Below are 20,820 nucleotides of genomic sequence, written 5' to 3' on the forward strand. Positions count from 1 at the left end.
ATGCCCTACGGACAGCGGATTCTCGCGTGGGCCGGCAGCGGGATTCCCGCTGAGCGATTCGTCGCCATTGCCGGAGTGCGGCTGCCGGAGAAGCCGGATCTCGACTGGATGCAAGGCCGCCTCGACACCGCCGTGTGCCAGCATCCCGTGCTCGGCGCCGGCCCGGTGCCACTGGCGGAAGTAGACGATGTCTGGGCGGCGGCGTCGGCGGCAAGCTATCCGCCGGAGTCGCCGTGCCTACTCTGGGCGTACGTGAACGACTGTGAACTACTGCTCGTGGCGCACCACACGGTGTCCGACCCCTGGTCGATGCGTGTCCTGATTTGTGACGTGCTCGAGGGGGACGACACTCCGGGTCCGTCCTACCGACACGAGGTGTCGGTGAAGCAGCTCAAAAGGATGCCCCGAGCCGTCCCGTTCTGGGAGCAGGCGCTCGCCGATGTCCCAACCTTGAGCACGGACGGTGGCTCCGGCGAGCCCGAGATCACACGAGAGCTGCGGATCAGGACCGATATCACGCGGGCCCAGGCGGATGTTGTCGGCCGTGCGGCGCGAAGCACCGCGTTCGTGGTGCTGTTCGCCGCATTCGCCCATGCTCTTCAGCCGCTGAGCGCAGGCCGAGATCTGCTCATCCCGGTGCTGACCTACGGGCGCGACCGGTCCGAGTGGGACACCGTGGGCCTCTACATGAACGTGTTGCCTGTGCGGCTGACGACAACGGACCTGCCCGCTGTGCAGCGGGCCTTTATTGCGGCCTACGCGCAGGAAATTCCCTTCCCGGTGCTCGTGGAGACGATGCCTGCTGCCGGCGCCCTCTTCGCCCGCGGTGGCCCTGCCCTGGCTCAGTTCGAGGTGATACAGGTTCCGGCTGACGACAGCATTGAGCCCCTCACCATTCCCGCCGGTCTGGGTCTCGGCGGACCGATACTGCCCGTCAACGGGCTCGCCTTCTGGCTGGAACTCGGATACGGCGGCGTCTACACCGTGTGCCTGCGCTACCGGGATGATCTTTATCGCGAATCTGGGATGCGGGCCCTCGTTCAGCGGTTCGTCGACACGTGGGGAGACCTTTATGCAGCAGCGAGCTGAGCTCCAGGGCCGCCTGATCGAGCTGTGGAGCGAGAAACTAGGTGTTCCGACGGTCACCGTCGAGGACAACTTCTTCGCCCTCGGCGGCGACTCCCTTCTGGCCGCGGACCTGCTGATGGACATCTACGAAGAGTTCGGCATAGAGATCGACGCGGCGGTTCTGTTCCTCAAGCCCACTATCGCCGATCTTCTGCAGGAGGTCTCGGCGGTATGAACCTGGTCCCGTCAACCGATGTGGCAGCCATCGACCTCGCACGAATCGACCTCAGCGACCCAGCGCTGTTCGCCGACGGCGACCCGCACGCGGTATGGCAGGCGATGCGCCAGCGAGAACCGGTGCGGTGGCAAGCTGTCGGCAGCAAAGGCTTCTGGGCCGTCTCCACGTTCGACGGCGCCGAGAGGGTGCTGTCGGACCATGCCACCTTCTCCTCTACCGGCGGCGTCATGCTCAACATGCTCGGCCGGCCGGAGCCCGCCCAGGGGCAGCAGTTCTCTGCGACCGATCCGCCGGAGCTTGCCCGAATTCGCGGACCCCTACAGCGCGAACTGGCGATGCGTGCCGTTCAGCAGCATGCTGCCGCCGTCCGGGAACATGTCCGAGATCTGCTGGGGTCGCTGTCAGGGAGCTTCGACTTCGCGACCGCCATCTCGCCGCTCCCGATGGCGTTCCTTGGGCCGCTCATGGGCATCCCGGCCCAGGACTGGCCGCTGATCGCTCGCCTGGTGGCGATGTCGGTCGCCGAACACGACCCGGACACTGCGGTCGAAGAGGGCCCTCAGGCGACCCTTGACCGGGGCCACCGCGAGCTGTTCGCCTACCTGCTGAACCTGTCGCTGGAACACCGTAAGCGTCCGCGTGGCAACTTGGTGGACACGCTGTTGGCGCTTCCGATCAGCGCCGGTGGAGTAGTGGCCAACTGTTACAGCCTGATTCTGGGCTCTGCGGCCGCCATCGCTCACGTTCCCACTGCGACGCTCGCCGAACTGCTGCGCACCGGTCAGTACCCGACGTGGGCTGCGAGGCACGCTCTCATCCCCGGCGCAGTAGAGGAAGCGATCCGCTGGACCTCTCCCGCCGGGCACTTCCTGCGTACGGCGACCCAGGACACAGCCATCAACGGAAAGGCAATCGCCTCCGGAGATGCGGTGGTGCTGTGGATTGGCTCCTCCAACCGCGACGAGCGCTACTTCCCAGATCCCCACCGGCTGAATCCCTCCCGCCGAGGGCAGCGCCACCTGGCCTTCGGTGCCGGGGCGCACTACTGCATCGGGGCGGCGCTTGCGCGGCTAGCGCTGAGGATCGTTTTCGAGGAGATGTTTCAACGGTTTACTTCTTTCGAGCTTGCCGGCGACATCGTTCACGTCCGCTCAACGTGGCTTGCCGGCATCAAGAGCCTTCCAGTGGTGGGCCGACCGCGATGACCAGCGATGTGTTGGCGATGATCCGGGCACGCATGTGCGAGATTCCCGCTACCATCGCGCTCGTCGACCGTCACGGCTCAACCACGTACGGGGAACTGGAACGCGTGTCGGGCTCCATAGCGAGCTATCTGAAGACCCGGGACGTGGCCGTGGGCGAGCCCGTTGGTGTGCACGCCCCGCTGTCCCGATGGGCAATCGCCGGGATGCTGGGGGTGCTGCGGGCCGGCGCCCGATACGTGCCCATCGATATGGCGTTCCCCGCTGAACGGCAGCGGCAGATGAAGCAGCGCAGCGGGGCGCGTATCCACCTCACCCAGGACCTGATCGCCGCACTGCCTGAAGGGAAGGCGCCCTGGCGGGACGGCCCGTACGCCTACACCATCTTCACCAGCGGCTCGACTGGCAACCCCCAAGCGGTGACAGTCTCCCGGACAGCGCTGAGCTACTCCACCGCAGCCCGGATCGAGTATTACCGTGAGCCACCACAACGATTCCTGTTGTGCTCGTCCATATCCTTCGACAGCTCGGTGGCGGGTATCTACTGGACGTTGTGCACTGGCTCGACACTCATCATCCCCAGCGACAGGCCAGCAAACCTGCCCGCCGTTCTGAAGGCCGGTCGGGAGTACCATCCGACCCACACGCTCATGGTTCCCTCGCTCTACCGGCTCCTGCTGCGTTCACCGATTGAATCGCTCACGACCGTGATCGTCGCCGGGGAGACCTGCTCGCCCGAACTTGTTCGGCAGCACTTCGAAATCGTGCCACGAACCGCTCTGTACAACGAATACGGCCCAACCGAGTGCACGGTGTGGAGCACGGTGCACAAGTGTGCCTCTGGCGAAAACCCCGTACCCATTGGCAGACCCATTCCCGGGACGACAGTATCCATTCAAGATGGCGAACTCGTCATCTCCTCGCCCGGGGTGGCGAACGAGAAGCGCGAGTACCGTACCGGGGACATCGTCAGCTGCGGTGACGATGGCCTGTTGAGGTATCATGGCCGTGCCGATGATCAGCTCAAACTGGGTGGGGTGCGTATCGAGCCAGCCGAGATTGAAAGCGCTCTGCTCACCTTTCCCGGAATTACCGATGCGGCCATCGGCGTGCACGAGTCCCGGGTCGCCGCCTTCCTCACCGGCCTGTCTGGCATCGACGAAGGAGAGCTGAGAGCCCATCTGCTGCGGCGACTTCCAGCAGTCGCGGTACCCAGGGCGTTCCGACCCGTCACCCGCCTGCCGTCGCTTCCGAACGGAAAGCTGGACCGTGCAGAGCTGGCACACCGCGCGGCGGCGATCTTCGGCGACGTACCGTCGCGTTGACGCAGGTATCACCCCACGCGCGGCGGCGTCGGTTCCTGGCGGCACTCGGTCCCGTGCGTCGAGATGTACGGGAGGAGTTCGGCGAGTCTGGCGGTGTCGCCGAGTCGGGTGAGGATGGCCCCGGCCTCCTCGAACGCCCCTCGCGCGGCCAGCGGTTCGATCTGCGCGTACGCCTTGCCCAGATTCGTGAGTGCGGTGGCCTGCATCGAATGCCACCCGCGGGTGCGCCAGATGGCGACCGACTCCTCAAGGTGACCGATCGCCCGTGCGGGGAACCCGTCGGCCAACTCGATTTCGCCCAGCACCTCCAACGCCTCGGCCAAGTGGTGGCTCATGTGGTACTCCCGGCTGAGCGCCACCGACGTCTCTGCCGTGGTGCGGGCGGCCGGATCACCGCGCTGGAGGTCCAGCCGAGCCAGCGCGAGCAGCGTCAGGACTTCGGTGTAGGTGTCGCCGTAATGACGCGAGATGGTGAGCGACTCGCGGAGCATCTGTTGACTGTGCTCGAGGTTGTCGAGCTGGCGATGGGTGATGCCGGCGAACTGCAGAACGGTCGCGACCCAGCGCGGATTGTCCAGGGCTCGCGCCTCGTCCAGCGCGTGGACCAGGCCAGCGGCGGCGTGATCGAACCGTCCCTGCTCGTAGTGGGCGATGGACAACGCCAACCGGGCGCGGATCCGGCCGCCCTGGTGCTCCGATTGGTTGGCCAACTGAAGGGCGCGTGTGGCGTAGGTGATTGCGGCGGGGTGGTCGCCGGCGGCGGTGAGCGCCCAGGAGCACATCACCGCGGCGTCGCAGATGCCCTGCTCGTGCCGCAGCTGGGTGAACATGTCCAACAACCGGAACGCGTCGTCGTGCATCCGGGACATCGCTTCGCCGTCACCGCCGTCGGTGGTCCACGTGGTTACGTCGATCAGGCCGCGTAGCATGACCGCCTCACCGAGCAGGTTGCCTGCCGCGCGGCACGCCGACATGACCTCGGTGTTGGTGTCGATCCAGTCGCTGTACATACCGCGCACGTCGAAGTATTTCTCCAGGCAGCCGGCCAGGTCGAACGCCACGTCGTCGCGGCCGAGCAGACATGCCTGCCGGATCAGGGACAGCAGCGCCGTCCGATCGGCGTCGAACCACAGGCCCGGGTCGACATTCGGCGCGTACCGCTCGGCCCAGCCCGTGGCCGGGCGCGGTCCGGGCCCACTGATCGCCGCATAGCACGGCCCGGGGATGTGTCGAGCCATCCGCTCGGTGAGGGCCAGCCAGCCACCGAATCCACGGGTGAGCGCGCTGGCAAGCGACTCGCCGGTCTCCTCGACCTCTGCGCGTTCACGAGCGAATATTCGTACCAGGTCGTGGAAGCGGTAGCGTTGCTGCCCGGCCACATCGGTGTCAGCTGCGGTGAGTAACTGTGCATCCACCAACGTCTCGGCGTGCTCGATTCCCGTGTCCAACGTCGACTCGAGCATGGCCGCGGCGAACCAGGCCGGAAAGTCTGGCAGGTCGAAGAGGCCGAGCAGCCGGAACAGCCGCCGTACCGTCGGATCGAGCCCCTGGTAGCTCAGCGCGAGCGAGGCGCGTACCGCCAGGTCGCCGGCTGTCAACTGGTCCAGACGGCGTCGCTCGTCGCCGAGCATCGTCGCCAGGTGTCCGAGGTGCCAGGTGGGTCGGGCGGCGAGGCGTGCACCGGCGACGCGCACCGCCAGTGGTAGCCCACCGCACAACGTGACGATCTGTGCCGCCCCCGTGTGCTGGGCGGTCACCCGCTCGTCCGTGGTGATCCTGGCCAGGAGGCGGATCGCCGTGGTAGGCGGGAACACGTCGAGGTCGACGCGGCGAGCACCCTCGATGCCGGTGAGTCGTGCCCGGCTGGTCAGGATGACAGCACAGCTCGCCGTGCCGGGCAGTAACGGTCGGACCTGTTCCTCGGTGGCGGCGTTGTCGAGGACTACGAGTACGCAGCGGTCGGCGAGGCGACTTCGGTACAGCTCGGCGCGTTCGGTCTCGTCGGCCGGAATCACCTGGTTCGGTACGCCCAGCGCCCGCAGAAAGCGGGCCAGGACGTCGCCGGACTGCAGCGGCGACGCGTCGGCACCGCGCAGGTTCACGTAGAGCTGACCGTCGGGGTGGGTGCCGGCCAGCCGGTGTGCGACGTGCACCGCGAGGGCGGTCTTGCCGATGCCACCCATGCCGCTGATCGTCGCGATGGCCGGCGCGTGGTGGTGCCCGTCGGTATCCGTCGCGCCCGACAGGAACTCGTGCAGCGATGCCACGTGGTCCTCGCGACCGGTGAAGTCGGCGATGTCGGCGGGCAGCATGGCAGGCACGGATCCACCGTTCGGTGCGGGCTGCGACGTGTCATACGTGACAGGCGCCGCGGCGGCTGTCCGGGTGGATGCGGCGGCGAGCGTGTTGCGCGCCGTAACCCACATGAGGACGACCGTCTCGTCGAGCCCACAAGCCCGAACGAACGTCGCGACGACGTCGCTCCTGGGCAGGCTCGAGCGCGCAAGCATCGAGGCGGTCGTACTCGCGGGCAGCATCTCGCCCACGGCCTCCGCCCGGCGGGCCAGCTGCCGATATGACAGATCCGACCACGCCCGCAGCTGGCGGAGGGCGGCAACGTACTCGCCCGGGCCGGTGAGCCCATCCGGGCTCGGCAACCCATCAACAAGCTCAGTCATACGTTCCCCCGTACTGACGTTGCTCTGTAGATGATCACCATAGTCGTCGATCTGTCGTGCGGCCAGTGCTGTCCGGGGCTGTCTCGGACGGACCCGAACGTTCGATCCATTGTGATGCATATACGCAGCTGATGCGATTGCCACACGTCCAACACGGTTGTCCGATTGGAGCCGCATTGAAGAAGCGAATATTGGCGCTGGCAACGGCCATCGTCCTCGCCATGGTGGGAACGGTGGTGCCGACCGGCACGTCCGCACACGCCGCACCTGCCCGTAACGACACGTTCAACGACGTGCGCCCTCACCGGTAACCGGGCGACGACTCTAGCTATTCAGGCTTCACCTCACCGATTGGCATTGCATCGATGCGATCACGAAGACTCCGAAGCTTGTTATCTGGAAATGGGATGCCTCCCCAAGCAGCACGGTATGATGCCGCATCTTCATACTCAACCAAAACATCCTCCGCCATATTCACGGCCTGACGGACGAAATGTTCGATGCTTACATGGCCATTCCAGCGAAGTCGTCCACCACCCCAGCGGTGGCTCTCAGATGACATGTCTTCAAATTCAACGACCTGTAAATAAACCTGCGAATCGGCACCCGCGAAGAATAAGCAAGTGCCTCCCGGCTCGGCCGGCAGAAACGCTATCGCGGAGCTAGACCCACCTTGGAGGTCGAGGGCTGCTTGCATCACAGACCCCAGACCGTCAGCGACATAGGTCGTGTGAACCTCGACCGTCTCTTGCAGGAAATCCAAGGTAAACGTGGCTGAGCCAGGATTTCCAATGCGCCAGCGTAGGATGAAATTATCCATACAATCACCTCGGGTATGCAGTACGGAGAGAGCCGTCAGGATTCAGGATAACCTCTACGGTTGTCTCGCCACGGGATCCGATGGGATAGCCGAAATCAACCGTATGCTTCGTTCCGTCCCGGGAAAGCCCCGTTACTGGATCAGGAGTATTCGGGACTCCGCGAGCTTTGGCAGTGTCCTCGATCAAGCCTCCAATGTCATCCACGTCCAAATAGTTGGAGAATGTGGTGTTATTTGATACCACACCTGGACTTCCGTCTACGTGTTCATTCAGTACGTGCTGCCACCCATCCCCCTTGAAAAGGTTCCCACAATTCGTGTTGTGCACAAGAACGGGAATGTTGCCAGCGAGCACATAATACGTGTGAATGTCAGCAACTGTAAGGTTGTACGCTATCGCAATGCGGGCTGTCGGCGCGAGGCGACCATCGGGGCGAATCGAAGTTCCATCAAGGGATAGCAGCCTGTCACGAGAGGTGAGCTGACCTGCCGGCTCCCATCTTCCGGCTGAGGCATTCCAGAACGGGTGCCCCTCCGTGGTGGAAATAATCTTGCCGTCAATTTTCAGATCACGCAGACGGTCTTCGTGGATCCAGGTATGGGTTACGGTGCGTCCACTTGTCGCACCGGTTACTGGGTCGGCGGCCAGGACCTTGTCCCCGACTCTCAGATCGCTGATCATTTTGGACGTGCCGTCGGCCATGACGACCTTGGTTTCGGCGCTGAAGCTGCAGAGTGCCTTGCCCGTGCTGAACAGGGCTTCGCCGATTTTTCCAGCTGCCTTCAGCTTGCCGATCGGCACGAATCCGACTGCGGTCCATGCGCATCCCGAAACGCTGCCGTTTGCGCAATCGATTCCGTCGTTGACTCCAGTTATCTCACCAAGGAAGTCGCCGACGCTGGCCCAGGTTTCGGCAATGATTTGGTCGCATATTTCCTGGTAGTTGTAGCAGAGAACATCGGTGCGGAGCCGTTCCAGTTCAACTGCCGTCAGGTTCGAGATGTGCGTGCCGTAGGCGAGTTGCGCAAAGACGGGGAGAGCGACATGACCCTTGCTCGGCGCCTTCCGCCCGTCGGACATGTGGTCGGTCCAGGTGTCCGGGTCGAAGGCACTTTCAGCGTCTGCGACGGCATCGCATTTCACCGGCCAGCAGCGGTTGTCTGGATCGTTCTTGGTGTCCTGGTTGCCCTTTTCGTTGCCGGGTTGGTAGAGCGGGCAGCCGCCCTTGATTGTTGCGCAGTCCGCGGGGATGAGGCCGCTTGGGTCGCTGAAGGTGGCTGGGTTGTGCCGCGAGTAGGCGTATCCGTGCCATTGCTGTGGATCGGCGAGGTCCATAACGGGATCCACGGAGATGAAGCTGCCGATGGTGGGGTCGTATTCGCGGGCGTTGAGGTGGGTCAGCCCGGTGTTGTCCTTGGTGCCTCCGACGAAGCCTTTGTCCATCATCGAGGGCCAGGTCGGGGTGGTGCCTCGTTCGGCTCCGAAGGGGAGGCTGCGGCGCCGGGTTACGGCGAGGTCACTGCTGCGGATCGTCGCCTCGGCGGTGCCGTGGTGGTCGCTGACGATCCAGTCGAGTCTGCCTGTTGAGTCCCGGACGGCGACAGGTCCGCCGGATTGGCTGTAGTAGCGGGTGCCGGTAGCAGCAGAGCTGGTGGGCTTGCGGACTTCCATGCCGCCAGGGAGGTAAAGGGTCGCGCCTGCGGAATCGCGGCGGATTAGACGGTTGCCGTCGGCGTCGTAGACGTAGCTGGTGCTGCCGGAGTTGTCGGCGGTTGCGAAAAGGCGACCCTCGTTGTCCCAGGTGAGTGTCTGCTGCCCCGCGGGACCGGGTCGGCTCTTGGTGTTGCCCGTCTCGTCGTAGGTGTAGTTCTCGGTCTTAATGACCGAGCCGGTGGAGTCAACCTTCGTCACGGCGTGCGGGTGGGTACCCACGCCGACCCCTTGGCTGGGGTAGCTGTAGGTGCGGGTGGTTTGCGCGGTCGCGCTACGAATAGTTTCGGTCTTGCGGTTCTCTGTGCCGGGATCGTAGGTGTAGGAGTGCCAGAACGGGGCGGGCCCGCCGAGTTTCGTTGCGTCCGGGGCCACTTTGCAGTTGCTGGTTGCTGGTGTCCAGGCGTTGGTGAGGCGCCGCAGTGGGTCGTAGGTGTAGCACTGGGTCTCCGCCACCCCTGCGGCCGGAGTGTCGGTGATGGTCTCGAGATTGCCGACAGGGTCCTGCGTGTAGGTGAAGTTGAAGATCTCGGGCTTGAGGTCTGGCACTGCGTTGCTGTTGGTGAGCCGGCCGGTGTTGGGGTCGATGGTGTTGGTGATCGTGGTCTGCTTACCGGTGGCGCCGAGGGTCGTCTGCCACTGGTGGCCGAGTTTGGTGTAGCCGGTCTGGCTGACGTAGATCTGGGACGCGGACAGCATGCCGCTGGGCAGACCGACGTCGTTGTAGGTGTAGGTCAATTTCTCGCTGGCCAAGCCTGCTGCGGCTGGCAAGGTGGTGTTGTTGACCTGCCCGTCCGGGCGGTAGGTGGTGCTGTACCCGTACGAGCACGGTGTGAGGGTGCCCGAGGCGCACAGCGCCCCGTCGGCGGACGGGATGGTGATTCGGGAGTCTTTGGGCCGTCCGGCTTCGTCGTAGGTGACGACCTCGTTGACGTAGGCGTTCGTGGAACCTGCCGGCTCGTACCGGACCGACTTCGTCAGCTTCCCGATGCCGTAGGTGAGGGTGTCATAGGTCCACTCGGCTCGCAGAGGGCCGGTCGTGGACCCGTCTCGGACGGTCTTCTTCCGGCCGAGCTTGTCATAGGAGTACGCGAGGGTTCGTTTCCGGCCGTCCGTCGAGGTGAGCATCTCGCCGGCGAGGTTGTAGGTGTAGCTGCTGGTGCCTCGGTCCGGGTCGTCCTCGCTGGCCTTGCGGCCGCGTTGGTCGTAGCGGTACGACCAGGTGTTTCCGACCGGGTCGGTGACGCTCGCCAGTTCACCTCGGTCGGTGTAGCCGTAGCGGTACTCGTCGTAGGTGCCAGCGGTGTCGCTGCCGACGGCGGCACGGTCCTTGTACTGCCGCTGGGCGATTGTCTGGCCGCGGCCATCGGTGATGGTGGTGGTAGCGGTGCCGCCGGCCGGTGGCATGACGCTGGTGCGCTCGCCAGCGTAGGTGGTGGTGGTGCGCCACTTCTCGTTGGTCGTGGGGTTGACGCCTACCTTGAAGATGGCGTCGGTCAGTCGTCCGGCACCGTCGTAGAGGTTCTGCGTGAGCGCGGGGACCGCCGGGGTGCCGACACTGCCGACAAGGGTTTTGTTGGGTGGGGTGTTGGTGGTGTCGTAGTAGGGCTGCGACGCCCAGTCGAGCAGCCCGCGGGAGTCGTAGACAGTGTCGTTGAGGACGCGGCCGCCACCTGGGGCCTGCGTCTGAATCTGCCGGGCTCGCAGCAATCCGTCGTACAGGGTGATGGTCGTGTGGTAGGCCGCTGTGACGGACGGGAGCAGCGTTTTCGCAGTCACCGCGGAGGGGGCGGTGTTGCGGACGTCGTAGGTGTATTCCTTGTCCGGCGTTGTGGGGAGTTTGCTTTTCAGGCGTCCAGGCAGCCACACCTGACGGACGCGACCCAGACCGTCGTATGTCAGGTCGGTGCGCAGGCCGTTGGCGTCTTCCAGCGTTGTGGGCAGGTGCCATGCCGGCGCGTAGGTGGCAGTGTTGACCCGAAGGTCAGGGTTAGTGATCTTCACCGACGTCACCGGTCCGCCGGCGATCGGGAGGTAGGCGGTCTTGGTGATGCGGTCCAGGGCGTCGTAGCTTTCCGTGACCCGGCCGATCGCGTCGTGGGTGGCGCGGCCGAGGGTGAACCAGTTAGGGGTGCTGCCCGTCCAAGTGTTGATCTCCTCGACCTTCGCGACATTGCCTTGGACCGGTAGGTAGGTGTCCCAGTCGTTGGTGGCCTTGTCGTAGGTCGTCCGGGTGGCCGAAAGCATGTCGCCGGGCAGTGTCGGCGTGGCCGCGCAGTTGACCCCGACGGTTTCGGTTTTCTTCGCGAGGTCGAGCATCCAGGTCGTGCCGTTGCGGGCGTACCAGGTGCGAATACACCGGTCGTCCGTGGCGGTGGACTCGTCGCCATGGTCATCGACGCTGGTGGGTAGGTTGTCGCTGTTGTAGGTGGTAACGGTCTTCGTCCACCGGGTCGAGCCGTTGGCGAGCTTGAGTCGGCTACGGACCGTACCGGTGTTGGTCATGTAGGACTCGAGATTGCCGGAGGTCGCGGTCGGTCCCTGCTTGACAGGGGTGGTGATGGTGCCGCCGATCCAGGGACCATCCTTACCGAGCAGGGTGGTCTCTTCGCGGACCATGCCTGCGTACTGGTCCTCGTCGGCGACCCGAGTCTGCTGGGAATCGATGATCTCAACGGTGCGCGTGCCCGAGGGCTGCTTGTCGCCGTCCATGCCCCGGTAGTAGAGGAACTCCGTCGCGGACTGCACGCCCGCCTCTAGGCCCGTGCGCACGCGGACCTTGCCGTAGCCGCGGAACTCGCCCCAGGTGCGCTTCTTCGGCTCGGTCAACTCAGAGTCGTCGTAATGCCAGGCCGGCTGGTCAAGGTAGTCGTAGTTGGTCTGCTCGTGGGTGAACCCGCCGGTGTTGTCGTAGACGTCGACGCGGTCGACGCGGTACTTGTGGAACCAGTCGAGGGTGGGCTCCTCACCCTTGGGCCCGTAGTAGGCCGGGTAGCACCTCTTCCCGTTGGCATGCACCTCGGGCAGGCTGCTGCGGGTACATTCCGTCGGCGAGTAGCTGACTGCGAGTTGAGCGCCGGACTCCGTGGTGATGGTCTGTACGCGGTAGCGGAACAGGTTGGAGCGGCCGTCGGCCATCGCGTCGACCCGGTTGGCGAGCGCTTCCGTGCCAGGGTCGAAGACAACCTCGGGGTCGCTGGCCTCGCTGCCGCCAGCCGTCGTGACCTTGCCCGTGCGGGTGATCCCGGCCAGCCACATCGGCATGCCCTCGTTGGCGCCCGCCTGAAGGTACGTGTGGCGCAGTGTCCACCACTCGACCTCGTTGTACACCCCGGCGGAGCCGGAGTAGACCTGGCTGCGGATGCGTGACAGCCGCTTACTCGTCCAGAAGGTCGGCGACAGTTGGTCAGTGCAGGGCGCGGCCTTGCAGTACTGATCCCACGGTGTGTCCAGCCAGGAGGCGGTCACCGGGTCACTGGCGGACCCGCAGTTGCTGGCACACCGGTCAGCCTCGTCGAACATGACACGGGCTGCCGCGTAGGTGCTGCTCGGTGCATCGGCCCGGTTGCCGTACTCGATTGTCTTGAGCCAGCCGCCGCGGTCGTAGGTGGTGCGCTTGGCCTTGTCGCCCTCACGCCCGTAGGCGCCTTCTTCCTTCTTGTAGAAGTACGTCATCGTGTTGCCCTGCGGATCCACGACATAGTCGAGGTTCCACCGCCACGCCTGGGTTGTCCGCGAGGCCGCGTAGTCGCCGGCGACGTAGCCGGGCTCGTCCGGGTGGTTGCCGTATGCCGGGGCCGTCCACACCGAATCGGTTGCGGTACCTGCCGACGCGCCGCCGACGCCGTGGTTACGGCCGAAGAAATACTGGGTGCCGTCGGTCTTCGTGACCTTCCAGTACTCGTTGTCGTTGTCGCCGTTGGCGAACGACGCGTCCTTCGACAGCTCGATCTTCGAGCCGTCGTCGGCTACGCCCTTCCACGTGTTTCCCGCTGACTTGACCAGCTCCGTGGCTTGACCGTTCAGGGAGATCGTGGCGTTGCCCTCGGGCTTGAGCCAGCACTGGTCACCGCTGTTGATCGCCTTATTGTTCGGTTCACCGCCCCGCATGGCGTCCTTGTCATCGGCACACGACTTGAACTTGCGCTCAACGAACCCAGGCCACAGGTCCCAACCATCCCCAATCCAGGAGCCCTGGGTGTTGGTACCGGCGGTTAGGCCGTCGACGGCACCCGATGAGTAGCTCAACGCCATTGATGGCTCGGGCCCACCCGTGGCGGGTACATTGTTGAGCGGATAGGACCAGGAGAACGCACCCGTCTGCTGCGACACCTGCCAGGTGCCCGCCGCCGAAAGGCTGGTTGCGTTGTAGTCACCATTGTCGCCGGACGCACCGGCAGTCACCGCGAACATCGTCGCCACACCGCTGCCCGACACGGGGACCGCTGCGGACACCCTGCTGGCGCGAGTGTCATTGCGCCCTGGCAGCGGCTTCCCGTCGGGCAGCGACACCATTCGGAGACGGGAAGCCCAGTCCCCGCCGTAGGCCGACGCGAAACCGGAGTAGTCGACGTCGACTGTCACCTCGCCGTCCGCCCGGTGACCGTCGGCCCGGCTCACTCGGGCGACGATGCCCGCGACCCCTGCGCGCGCAGCGGTCGCCCGGTCAGCAACTTCCACTGTCGTCCTCTGGACAGGGTCCGTCGCCACGCGAGGTTGTGACCGAGCTGGTGCCGCGTTGGACGGGGTGACCCAGATCGGCAGGGCGCCGGCCCGCGTCGCCCCGTTGCCCCGGAGTCCGGCGACCGAGGCCGCGAGGTCTACCGTCATTCGAGTCGCCGGCGGCCATGTGACAGCGCGACCTTGGCTGACCTGCCGATCGCCCGCCGTCCAGACCGGTCGCGTTTGGTGCTTGAGCGCCGTGACCGCCACCCCGGCGACGTCCGGGCCTTTCGGCGGTCTGCCTCCGAGATGAGCTCCGGCCGAGGCGGGAACCTGCCCCAGCAGGCCGACCGCCACGACTGCGGCGATGATCCCCGACAGACGACGGCTCGCCCGGCCCGCGGACCTGAGGAAACCGCCAGCGTACAGGCGTTCCACATCGATGGAACTCACGGTTCTCCTTCTGAGGAAAAGAGGCACGATCGACCTGAGGTGATGGTTCACCGGGGGGATCATTCCGCGATCCAGTGCTGCACGATTTCCTCGTCGGTCCAGACGTACTGGCTGGCATAAACGTGGTCGAGTTCGCCGGTCCAGTGCTCTGCGAGCGTCGCACCCTCGCGGCCGCGTCCCATGGCAAAGGAACCCGTCGCTGACCACGGGGTACTTGCCGTCGTGGTCGCCAGCGTTCCGCCGACGTCCGGCGTGCCGTTGACGTAGAGCCTGAGCGCCCCGGTGGCCTTGTCGTAGACACCGACCAGGCTCACCCACTCGTCGTCAATGACGTAATCCGTCGTGCAGGCCGCATCCCGCGCTCCTGACGAGACGTCACTGCGCGTCACGGAGAAGCACCAGGTGGGGTCATTGACGCCGTCGGCGTCGAGGTCACGGTCGTTGCGGTAGCCCAAACGGAACATCGACGTATTTGCCCCGTCTTGAGAGACCGCCGTCCGCACCGCGCCACCCGCTTCGGATTTGCGGACCCACGCTGCGACCGTAAAGCCAGCGGGGTTGACGGTCTCCAACACCGGCGAAGAGGTGGCTGCGCTTCCTGTACCGCTGAAGGTTGCAGCGGCGGCTCCAACCCGACCTGGAGTTGTCCAGGCGACTCCGGCAGCGCTGAGGGTGGCCGGCCTCGTTTCCGGAAGCGATGCCGCAGTCGTGCCTGCACCCTCGTCGAGCTTCCAGGTCCAGGAGCCCGTGCTCGGTCTCACCAGGAATTGATAGACGCGTGGATCGGAGGTGGCCCCGGCCGAGTTGCGAGATTGAACGGAGAGGACGTTGACGCCGTCGCGGTTGGGGGTGATCGTGGCGGTGGTGCTGGTGCCGGTTACCTCTTTGACGGACAGGTCGTCCCAGTAGACGGCCTTCGCGGTTTGGCCCACGGGGTGTCCGTTAAACATGCGGACGAACGCCTCGGTGGCGCCTGCGGGCAGCGACATGGTGAGGGAGAGTCGCTGCCAGCCATCGGTGATGGACGCCTTGGCCGAGCGGACCTCCACGTAGAGGGAGCCCACTTTGTAGACGGCGACGAGCCGTAGCCCGTCCAGGCTTCCTGAGGTGCCGGTGACGTTGAGGCCGGTGGCTGCGGGGACGTAGATCCAGCCGGTGATCGTGTAGCGCTTGCCGGGCTTCATGCCCAGCCGCATGCCGCCGTAGTCGCCGCCTACCGCCGCGAAGGTCGCGCCCTCAGCGCCGATCGGGGTGCCTCCGGAGGCCAACGGCGAGACCTTCAGCGATTGTCCGCTGTTGTGCCCGCGGGTCGTGTCACGGGCGATGGTCGCGTTCAGTCCCACGAAACCAGTCAGGTCGGTGGAAACCTGCTGTTCGTTGGCAGTGAGCATTTCACTCTGCGGTGCACCTGCCGGGACGGTGACAGTGTTGGTGTTGTTCAGGCTGTAGAGGTATTCCTGAACATCGGTGCCGCCGTTCGGGGCGAAGGTGAACGTCCCTGGCGTGCCCGGGCCGCCGTTCCACGTGCCGGTTTTCTGCTCGGCGTACGGAGTGCCAGTCACCGTCGGCAGCGACGGATCCTGTGTGTTCACGGTGAAGGTGAACCACCCCGAGTAATCGCCACACAGGTAGCTGTCACAGCCGTGCACCCGGTAGTGGTAGGTGCCGTCGGGCAGACTGCTACCCGAGACGGGAACAACCATCCACGCTCGGGCGGTTCCGGAGGTTACACCGGTGACGGACGTACCGGACTTCGCCTTGAGCGTGGTCTTCGCGTTGTCGTAGACCTCGTACTCCGCGCGTAGCGTGCCACCGTCGGGATCCGACACCACCGCCGACAGGGTGGGGCGGCCGGAGCGCACCACCGCTGGGGACTGGCATGCCGAGTAGCACGAGTCGATCGCGAGCGCCGTGGGCACGTTCGGTTTGCGGTTGAAGATCAAGGTGACGTAGGGCCTGGCCGACGGGGCGTCGAAAGACTTGAACTTCTTCCACCCGGTGTGGCTCGTCTCGCTGGAGGCCCGCAGTCCGACGTTGGCGGTGTTGTAACCGCCGTTGAGGCTGATCTGGAATGTGTTCTTCACCGACGCGGACACCCGGCCGCCCGCGCAGCCGGAGTTGTAACCCTTCGTGCCGGTGGATCTGCCGTCGATTTCACGCCATACCGGCTGGCTGCCCCACCGGACCGCTGTTCCGACGGAGTCCACGCGCCAGGTCTGCCACTCGGCCGCGGCGCATTGCCAGGAGTAGTAGTTCCACAGGGACAGCTCGGCGGACACCACCGTGGCGCCGGCGTAGGCGCTGAGTCCGTAGAAGGCGAGGAAGGAGCGGGCCAGGCAGCCGGAGGCGCAGCCCTCATCGGCGTCGTCGCTGTAGCCCAGGCGCAGCTCGTCGTCACCGGACTTGTCGGTGTTGGCGATCGTGTTCTGCACGTAGGTGTCGAACGAGGGGTTCAGGTTGATCGTGGGGTCGATCGTGATGGGGAACTGCAGGTGGGGGTCCTGGTAGAACGCCTGGTCGGTGCTGAGGACCAGGCTGGTGCGACCGTCGACGACCTTGTCGGCGACGTCCACGTTGGCCCGGTGCAACGGCTCACCGCCGGGCGAGACCCGGGAGTCCCACATCTCTCCTTGCGAGACCGTTACCGGCTCATCAGCTGTGCCCGTCCGGGCGCCGGCTCGCAGGGCCGAGCCGGGTGACCAGGGCATGGCCACCGTGGTCAGCTGCGTCGCGGCCTGCGGCGTCTTGACGACGAAGGAGTAGCTGACGCCGGTTGGCCGCGCCTGAACGACCAGGTCCACATCCGGCTTCACGTTCGGGTACGTCGCGGTCGCGCCGTCGAGCTTCGGCTCGGGCAGGGTGCCGAGCCAACCCAGGGCGGTCCGCTTCGCGCCCTCTCCGATCGTCACGAGGGCATCGGAGTCGGCCGACCGGGGACCCGACAGCCACAGGCCGAACGGACCCGCCTTGGACCCGACCGAACCGTCGCTCTTCCGCTCCAGCGTCAGGTCCACCGGCACCCACTCCCCCGACGGGGCTTGCACCCGCTCGGGCGCCGAATGCATCTCCGCGCGGAAGGTGCCGTCGGGCTGCGCCCACTGCATGGACGTCTGGGTGGTCATGCCCGTCACCAGGACCGGCTTGCGCAGCTTGTGCGCCAGCAACATCGCCGACGCCTCATCCGCGGCCTCGAGCGGCCCGGATGCCTGCGACCGGGCGGCCGTCGTTACCGCCTCGGCGGCATCGGCGCCCGACGGAACGACCAGTCCTGCCGCGGCGACGACCAGCAGCGCCAACGCTGCTGTTCGACGTCGCGAGACGCCCCTAGCGCTCGCCGCGACGCGCGCACCGACCAAAGCACCCATTAACAGCCCCCGTGATCATCAACTTGAACCGAGGCGACGGTAGAGATCATGGGAATCCCGTGTAAAGCGCGGTTACAAATTGATTCCACAAAACGGTCATCCGGGCAGCAGGCGGGCCGGTAGATCACAATTAGCGACGCCGCCACGGAAATGGCTGGCGCCAGGCAAGAATCGCCAGCAATGATCAGGATGCCCAATAGTCATGCAGCCGAAAGGTGCAGTTTCCGTGGGAGACGAACGGTGTTCACCATGATCAGGAAGACGACATTCATCCGCTGCGGAATTGGCGTGGAGGTTGAGCATGTCCCGCTATTCCGCTCGCGATTACCTGTTAGGGCGCGTCATGGATGACCTACGAGCTACGACAGTGCCGTCGGCGCCAGGAGCACCGGGCTCCCCTTGAGGGAGCCCGGACTCGGCTGACGGCGCTCGCCTGGCCCGAAGCGCAGCAGCGGGAACGACCGCGACAAGGGTCCCCCTTGCTCGGCCGTCGCGGTTCCCCGCACATCCGTTGCCGACGTGCAGCCCGTGCCCCTTGCCAACGACAACAACACGTATTGGATGAAACCGTGGACCCCTCGAGCACACCCGCCCACCCCGCCGCCCACGGCATCGCCCGCACATGGGCCCGTGCCCTCCTGACATTCGAACCCGCCGATCACGGCCACGCCGAAGCCGCGGCCCGCGCCGCCTATCGCGCCGCTCGCAGGCCCGAGCCCTCCGAGTTCATCTGGTGCCCGTCTCCGTGGGCCGCTCTCGACCTCGTCAGGAGTTTGATCCAGGACGGGCAGGTTCCACTCGTCAATGCCGTGCGTCGCACGGTGTTGAACCAGGCGCTGTCAGCGGCCCGTAGCCCACTGGTGGATCGGGTGAGCGACACCGAGCGGTTGAGCGCTTTCGGAGAGTTCCACTACCACTTCGAACGCAAGGGGTTCTACGGCGAGCAACGCTACGACGGCGTGGACGGGCGGTACGACCTCATGGAGCGCCCCTACCGGTGCCCGCCTGTCCTGCCGTCCGAGCGATTGGCACTGCGGCCGGTGCTTCACGCCGTGCACCAGACCTACCGGCACGTCCTGAGCCCTGCGTGGTCGGCGATCGACCGCGCGACCAGCGCCGATTACACGCTCCAACCGGCCTGGTACTGGTCCGACGAGCACGGGCTCGTTGACCAGAACGATGAGGCTCGTGCCGTCGTCCGCTACAGCACACCTGACCTCAACGACCGATTCTTCGACCCGGCCTGGTGCTTCTACCCCGACCTCATGGTCCTGGCGGCCATCGACACCTACCGCAGAGTTTTCGATACGGACCCCGGCTCCGCCTGGCAGGGCTGCCGCGACGTCGCGCTCACCAGCGGACCCTGGTGGCCCTTCCCCGAAACCGCGGTCATGAGTGAGCGACCCGCCCTGCTCACACTCGACGAGCAGGACCGTCTCCATGCCGACGACGGGCCAGCTATTCAATGGCCCGACGGTCACCACGTGTGGGCCCATGACGGCGTTCTCATCAGCCCACCTCGCTCGGGGTCGGCAACGAGCGGCGCATGATCCCAGAAGCCAGCAGTGATCATCTGGTTATCCACAGGCACCTGAGTTGTCCACAGCTAATGCGATCAGGCATTGATCGGCTGGACCACCCCTGCTGAAGTACCTCCGCAGGGACAACGCCATGTCCCATCCAATGACGAAGGAGCGCAGCCATGACCCGGGGTGGACGCAGCCGATCGCGGCGCACCGACAGGCCGACACCACTGGAGCACCTCGCCGGTGTTACTGGCCTCATCGGCGCGACGGCCGCCCTCATCGCCGCCGTCGCCGGGCTCCTGACATCCGCCGCCACACTGACGGCGAGTCGCTGATGCCCGCCGTCGAGGCATGGCTGCTCGGCGGACCTGCCGACGGCCGCATCACCCACATCGAGGTGGACGACGACGGGTCCCTTCCGCAGGCCATCGTCCTGCCGCAGAGCGGCGCCTACCTCGGCGCCCGCGAGCACCCCAGCCAGCCGGTGCAGCACCGCTACCTCCGCTGCGCCGGCGAGGTCGACCCGCCAACCTTCCGGTACGACGGCCCTGTCCCCCAGGACCAGTGACGTCAGCATGGGCTGCCAACCGCGCCAAGCCGGATCGGCCCGTGATCCGACCAGAGAACGACACCACCCCAGCCCGGCCACATCGCTACCCACCATCATCCGCTGATCGAACGCTTGTACGATTCGCTGGTGGAGGATGCGGCGGCGCGCTGGTGGAACGGGATCTGGGGTCGCCTGGGCCGCCGAGATGTGTGGCTCACCCGCCAGGTCCGGTGGAAGGTCACCGCCCGAGCCGGCGACAGCGAGACCGGCCGGGTGCTCCGGTGGGAGTTCGACACCGAGGGCGAGGCGCTCGCCATGGTCAAGCGTCTGCTCGCCGCCGACGCGGGCGGCCAGTGGCGCAAGCAGTCCGGCGACAGCCAGCCGCCACAGCAGACTTAGCACCCGACTGACGGGTCCGCGCCCCGAGGCACAGACCGTCAGCCAGATCGCACTCAGGAGCTACAGGCGTTGAGCATGCTCTGCAGAGCGGACTTCTCCGACGACTGCAGGGTCAGGCCCCAGCTGTACTTCACGGTGATCCACATCTTGCTGTAGGTGCACCGGTACGACGACAGAGGCGGCTGCCAGGTGGAGGGATCCTGGTCACCCTTGGACTGGTTGACGTTGTCCGTCACCGCGATCAACTGCGGACGAGTGAGGTCGTTGGCGAAGCTCTGCCGACGGCTGGTCGTCCACGAGTTGGCCCCGGAGCGCCACGCCTCGGCGAGGGGGACGACGTGGTCGATGTCAACGTCGGAGGCCGCCGTCCACGTGGCGCCCTCGTACGGGCTGTACCAGCGGCCCGAGGTGGCAGCGCACGAGCTGTCGACGACGACGGAGGTGCCGTCACGCTTGAGGACCTGCTCGCGGGTGTTGCAGCTCCCGCTGATCGTGATCCAGTGCGGGAACAGGTCACGCGAGTAGCCGCTTGTCGAGCCCTGGGTTGCCACGGTCAGGGCGTTGAGCTGCGACTGCGCCGTCGCCTTCGACGGGATCCCGGGAGGTGCGGCCGACGCGGGCTGTGCGCTGACGCCGACCAGGGCGGCGACGGCGGCGAGAACGACCGCAGCGGCATGGCGCGTGACGCGTGGAAAACGGGCAAGGACTCGGGTTACCCGCATAGGGGCCTCCTCGGCACTGGGTGGACGGCAACCGTCTCTGACAATCGTGGCCATCGAAGGACGCCTTTGTGAAGGGGTGACGAAGCAGCCAGGAAACTTTG

The 20,820-nt window shown here is 65.7% G+C and carries 13 protein-coding genes; 8 read left to right on the top strand and 5 right to left on the bottom strand.

Going from position 1 to position 20,820, the window contains the following annotated elements; genetic code table 11:
- From NIE79_RS25905 to NIE79_RS25920, 4 genes are read left to right on the top strand one after another with little or no spacing between them, the layout of a single operon-like run.
- Positions 1-1,089, top strand: a complete 1,089-nt coding sequence (locus tag NIE79_RS25905) for a condensation domain-containing protein (RefSeq protein ID WP_238681033.1) — start codon at positions 1-3, stop codon at positions 1,087-1,089.
- Positions 1,073-1,303: a phosphopantetheine-binding protein gene (locus NIE79_RS25910; RefSeq protein ID WP_238681034.1), complete on the top strand. Its 231-nt coding sequence runs from the start codon at positions 1,073-1,075 to the stop codon at positions 1,301-1,303. Before NIE79_RS25905 ends, NIE79_RS25910 begins: the two co-directional genes overlap by 17 nt.
- On the top strand, positions 1,300-2,511 hold the full coding sequence (locus NIE79_RS25915; RefSeq protein WP_238681035.1) for a cytochrome P450: 1,212 nt from the start codon (positions 1,300-1,302) through the stop codon (positions 2,509-2,511). The genes NIE79_RS25910 and NIE79_RS25915 overlap by 4 nt, the downstream gene beginning before the upstream one ends.
- Entirely contained in the window at positions 2,508-3,833 is a 1,326-nt protein-coding gene (locus NIE79_RS25920; protein WP_238681036.1) for an amino acid adenylation domain-containing protein, read from the top strand. The genes NIE79_RS25915 and NIE79_RS25920 overlap by 4 nt, the downstream gene beginning before the upstream one ends.
- Before the next feature lie 8 nt (positions 3,834-3,841).
- On the opposite strand, the gene NIE79_RS25925 is transcribed toward NIE79_RS25920, so the two are convergent.
- Positions 3,842-6,145, bottom strand: coding sequence for an ATP-binding protein (locus tag NIE79_RS25925; protein WP_238681175.1), 2,304 nt, complete (start codon positions 6,143-6,145; stop codon positions 3,842-3,844).
- 542 nt (positions 6,146-6,687) lie between these two features.
- Between NIE79_RS25925 and NIE79_RS33810 the strand changes: the two genes are divergently transcribed.
- Positions 6,688-6,822 carry a hypothetical protein gene (locus NIE79_RS33810; protein WP_274524625.1) on the top strand — a complete coding sequence of 45 codons (135 nt, stop codon included), beginning with the start codon at positions 6,688-6,690 and terminating at the stop codon, positions 6,820-6,822.
- A 17-nt stretch (positions 6,823-6,839) separates the two neighbouring features.
- Here NIE79_RS33810 and NIE79_RS25930 read toward each other — a convergent pair whose 3' ends face one another.
- From NIE79_RS25930 to NIE79_RS25940, 3 genes are read right to left on the bottom strand one after another with little or no spacing between them, the layout of a single operon-like run.
- The gene (locus NIE79_RS25930) at positions 6,840-7,331 is read right to left on the bottom strand and encodes a hypothetical protein (protein WP_238681037.1); all 492 of its coding nucleotides are present in this window, start codon (positions 7,329-7,331) and stop codon (positions 6,840-6,842) included.
- Positions 7,332-7,335: 4 nt separating this feature from the next.
- Positions 7,336-14,157 (bottom strand): polymorphic toxin-type HINT domain-containing protein, encoded by a 6,822-nt coding sequence (locus NIE79_RS25935; protein WP_238681038.1) that lies wholly within the window; start codon positions 14,155-14,157, stop codon positions 7,336-7,338.
- 59 nt (positions 14,158-14,216) lie between these two features.
- Complete coding sequence (locus tag NIE79_RS25940) at positions 14,217-17,453, bottom strand: LamG-like jellyroll fold domain-containing protein (RefSeq protein ID WP_238681039.1); 3,237 nt, start codon at positions 17,451-17,453, stop codon at positions 14,217-14,219.
- Between the two features lie 626 nt (positions 17,454-18,079).
- Here NIE79_RS25940 and NIE79_RS25945 point away from each other — a divergent pair.
- The 3 genes from NIE79_RS25945 to NIE79_RS25955 all read left to right on the top strand — a co-directional run bounded on the left by NIE79_RS25945 (position 18,080) and on the right by NIE79_RS25955 (position 19,997).
- Positions 18,080-19,072 (top strand): DUF6745 domain-containing protein, encoded by a 993-nt coding sequence (locus NIE79_RS25945; RefSeq protein ID WP_238681040.1) that lies wholly within the window; start codon positions 18,080-18,082, stop codon positions 19,070-19,072.
- A gap of 310 nt (positions 19,073-19,382) precedes the next feature.
- The gene (locus NIE79_RS25950) at positions 19,383-19,616 is read left to right on the top strand and encodes a DUF8847 domain-containing protein (RefSeq protein WP_238681041.1); all 234 of its coding nucleotides are present in this window, start codon (positions 19,383-19,385) and stop codon (positions 19,614-19,616) included.
- A 129-nt stretch (positions 19,617-19,745) separates the two neighbouring features.
- Entirely contained in the window at positions 19,746-19,997 is a 252-nt protein-coding gene (locus NIE79_RS25955; RefSeq protein ID WP_238681042.1) for a hypothetical protein, read from the top strand.
- 53 nt (positions 19,998-20,050) lie between these two features.
- Here the strand turns inward: NIE79_RS25955 and NIE79_RS25960 are convergent, their stop codons facing one another.
- A complete protein-coding gene (locus NIE79_RS25960) occupies positions 20,051-20,719 on the bottom strand; it encodes an HNH endonuclease family protein (RefSeq protein ID WP_238681043.1) in 669 nt (222 codons plus the stop codon).
- Positions 20,720-20,820 lie beyond the last annotated feature (101 nt).

It is taken from the genome of Micromonospora trifolii (genome assembly GCF_022229005.1).
GTDB lineage: Bacteria > Actinomycetota > Actinomycetes > Mycobacteriales > Micromonosporaceae > Micromonospora > Micromonospora trifolii.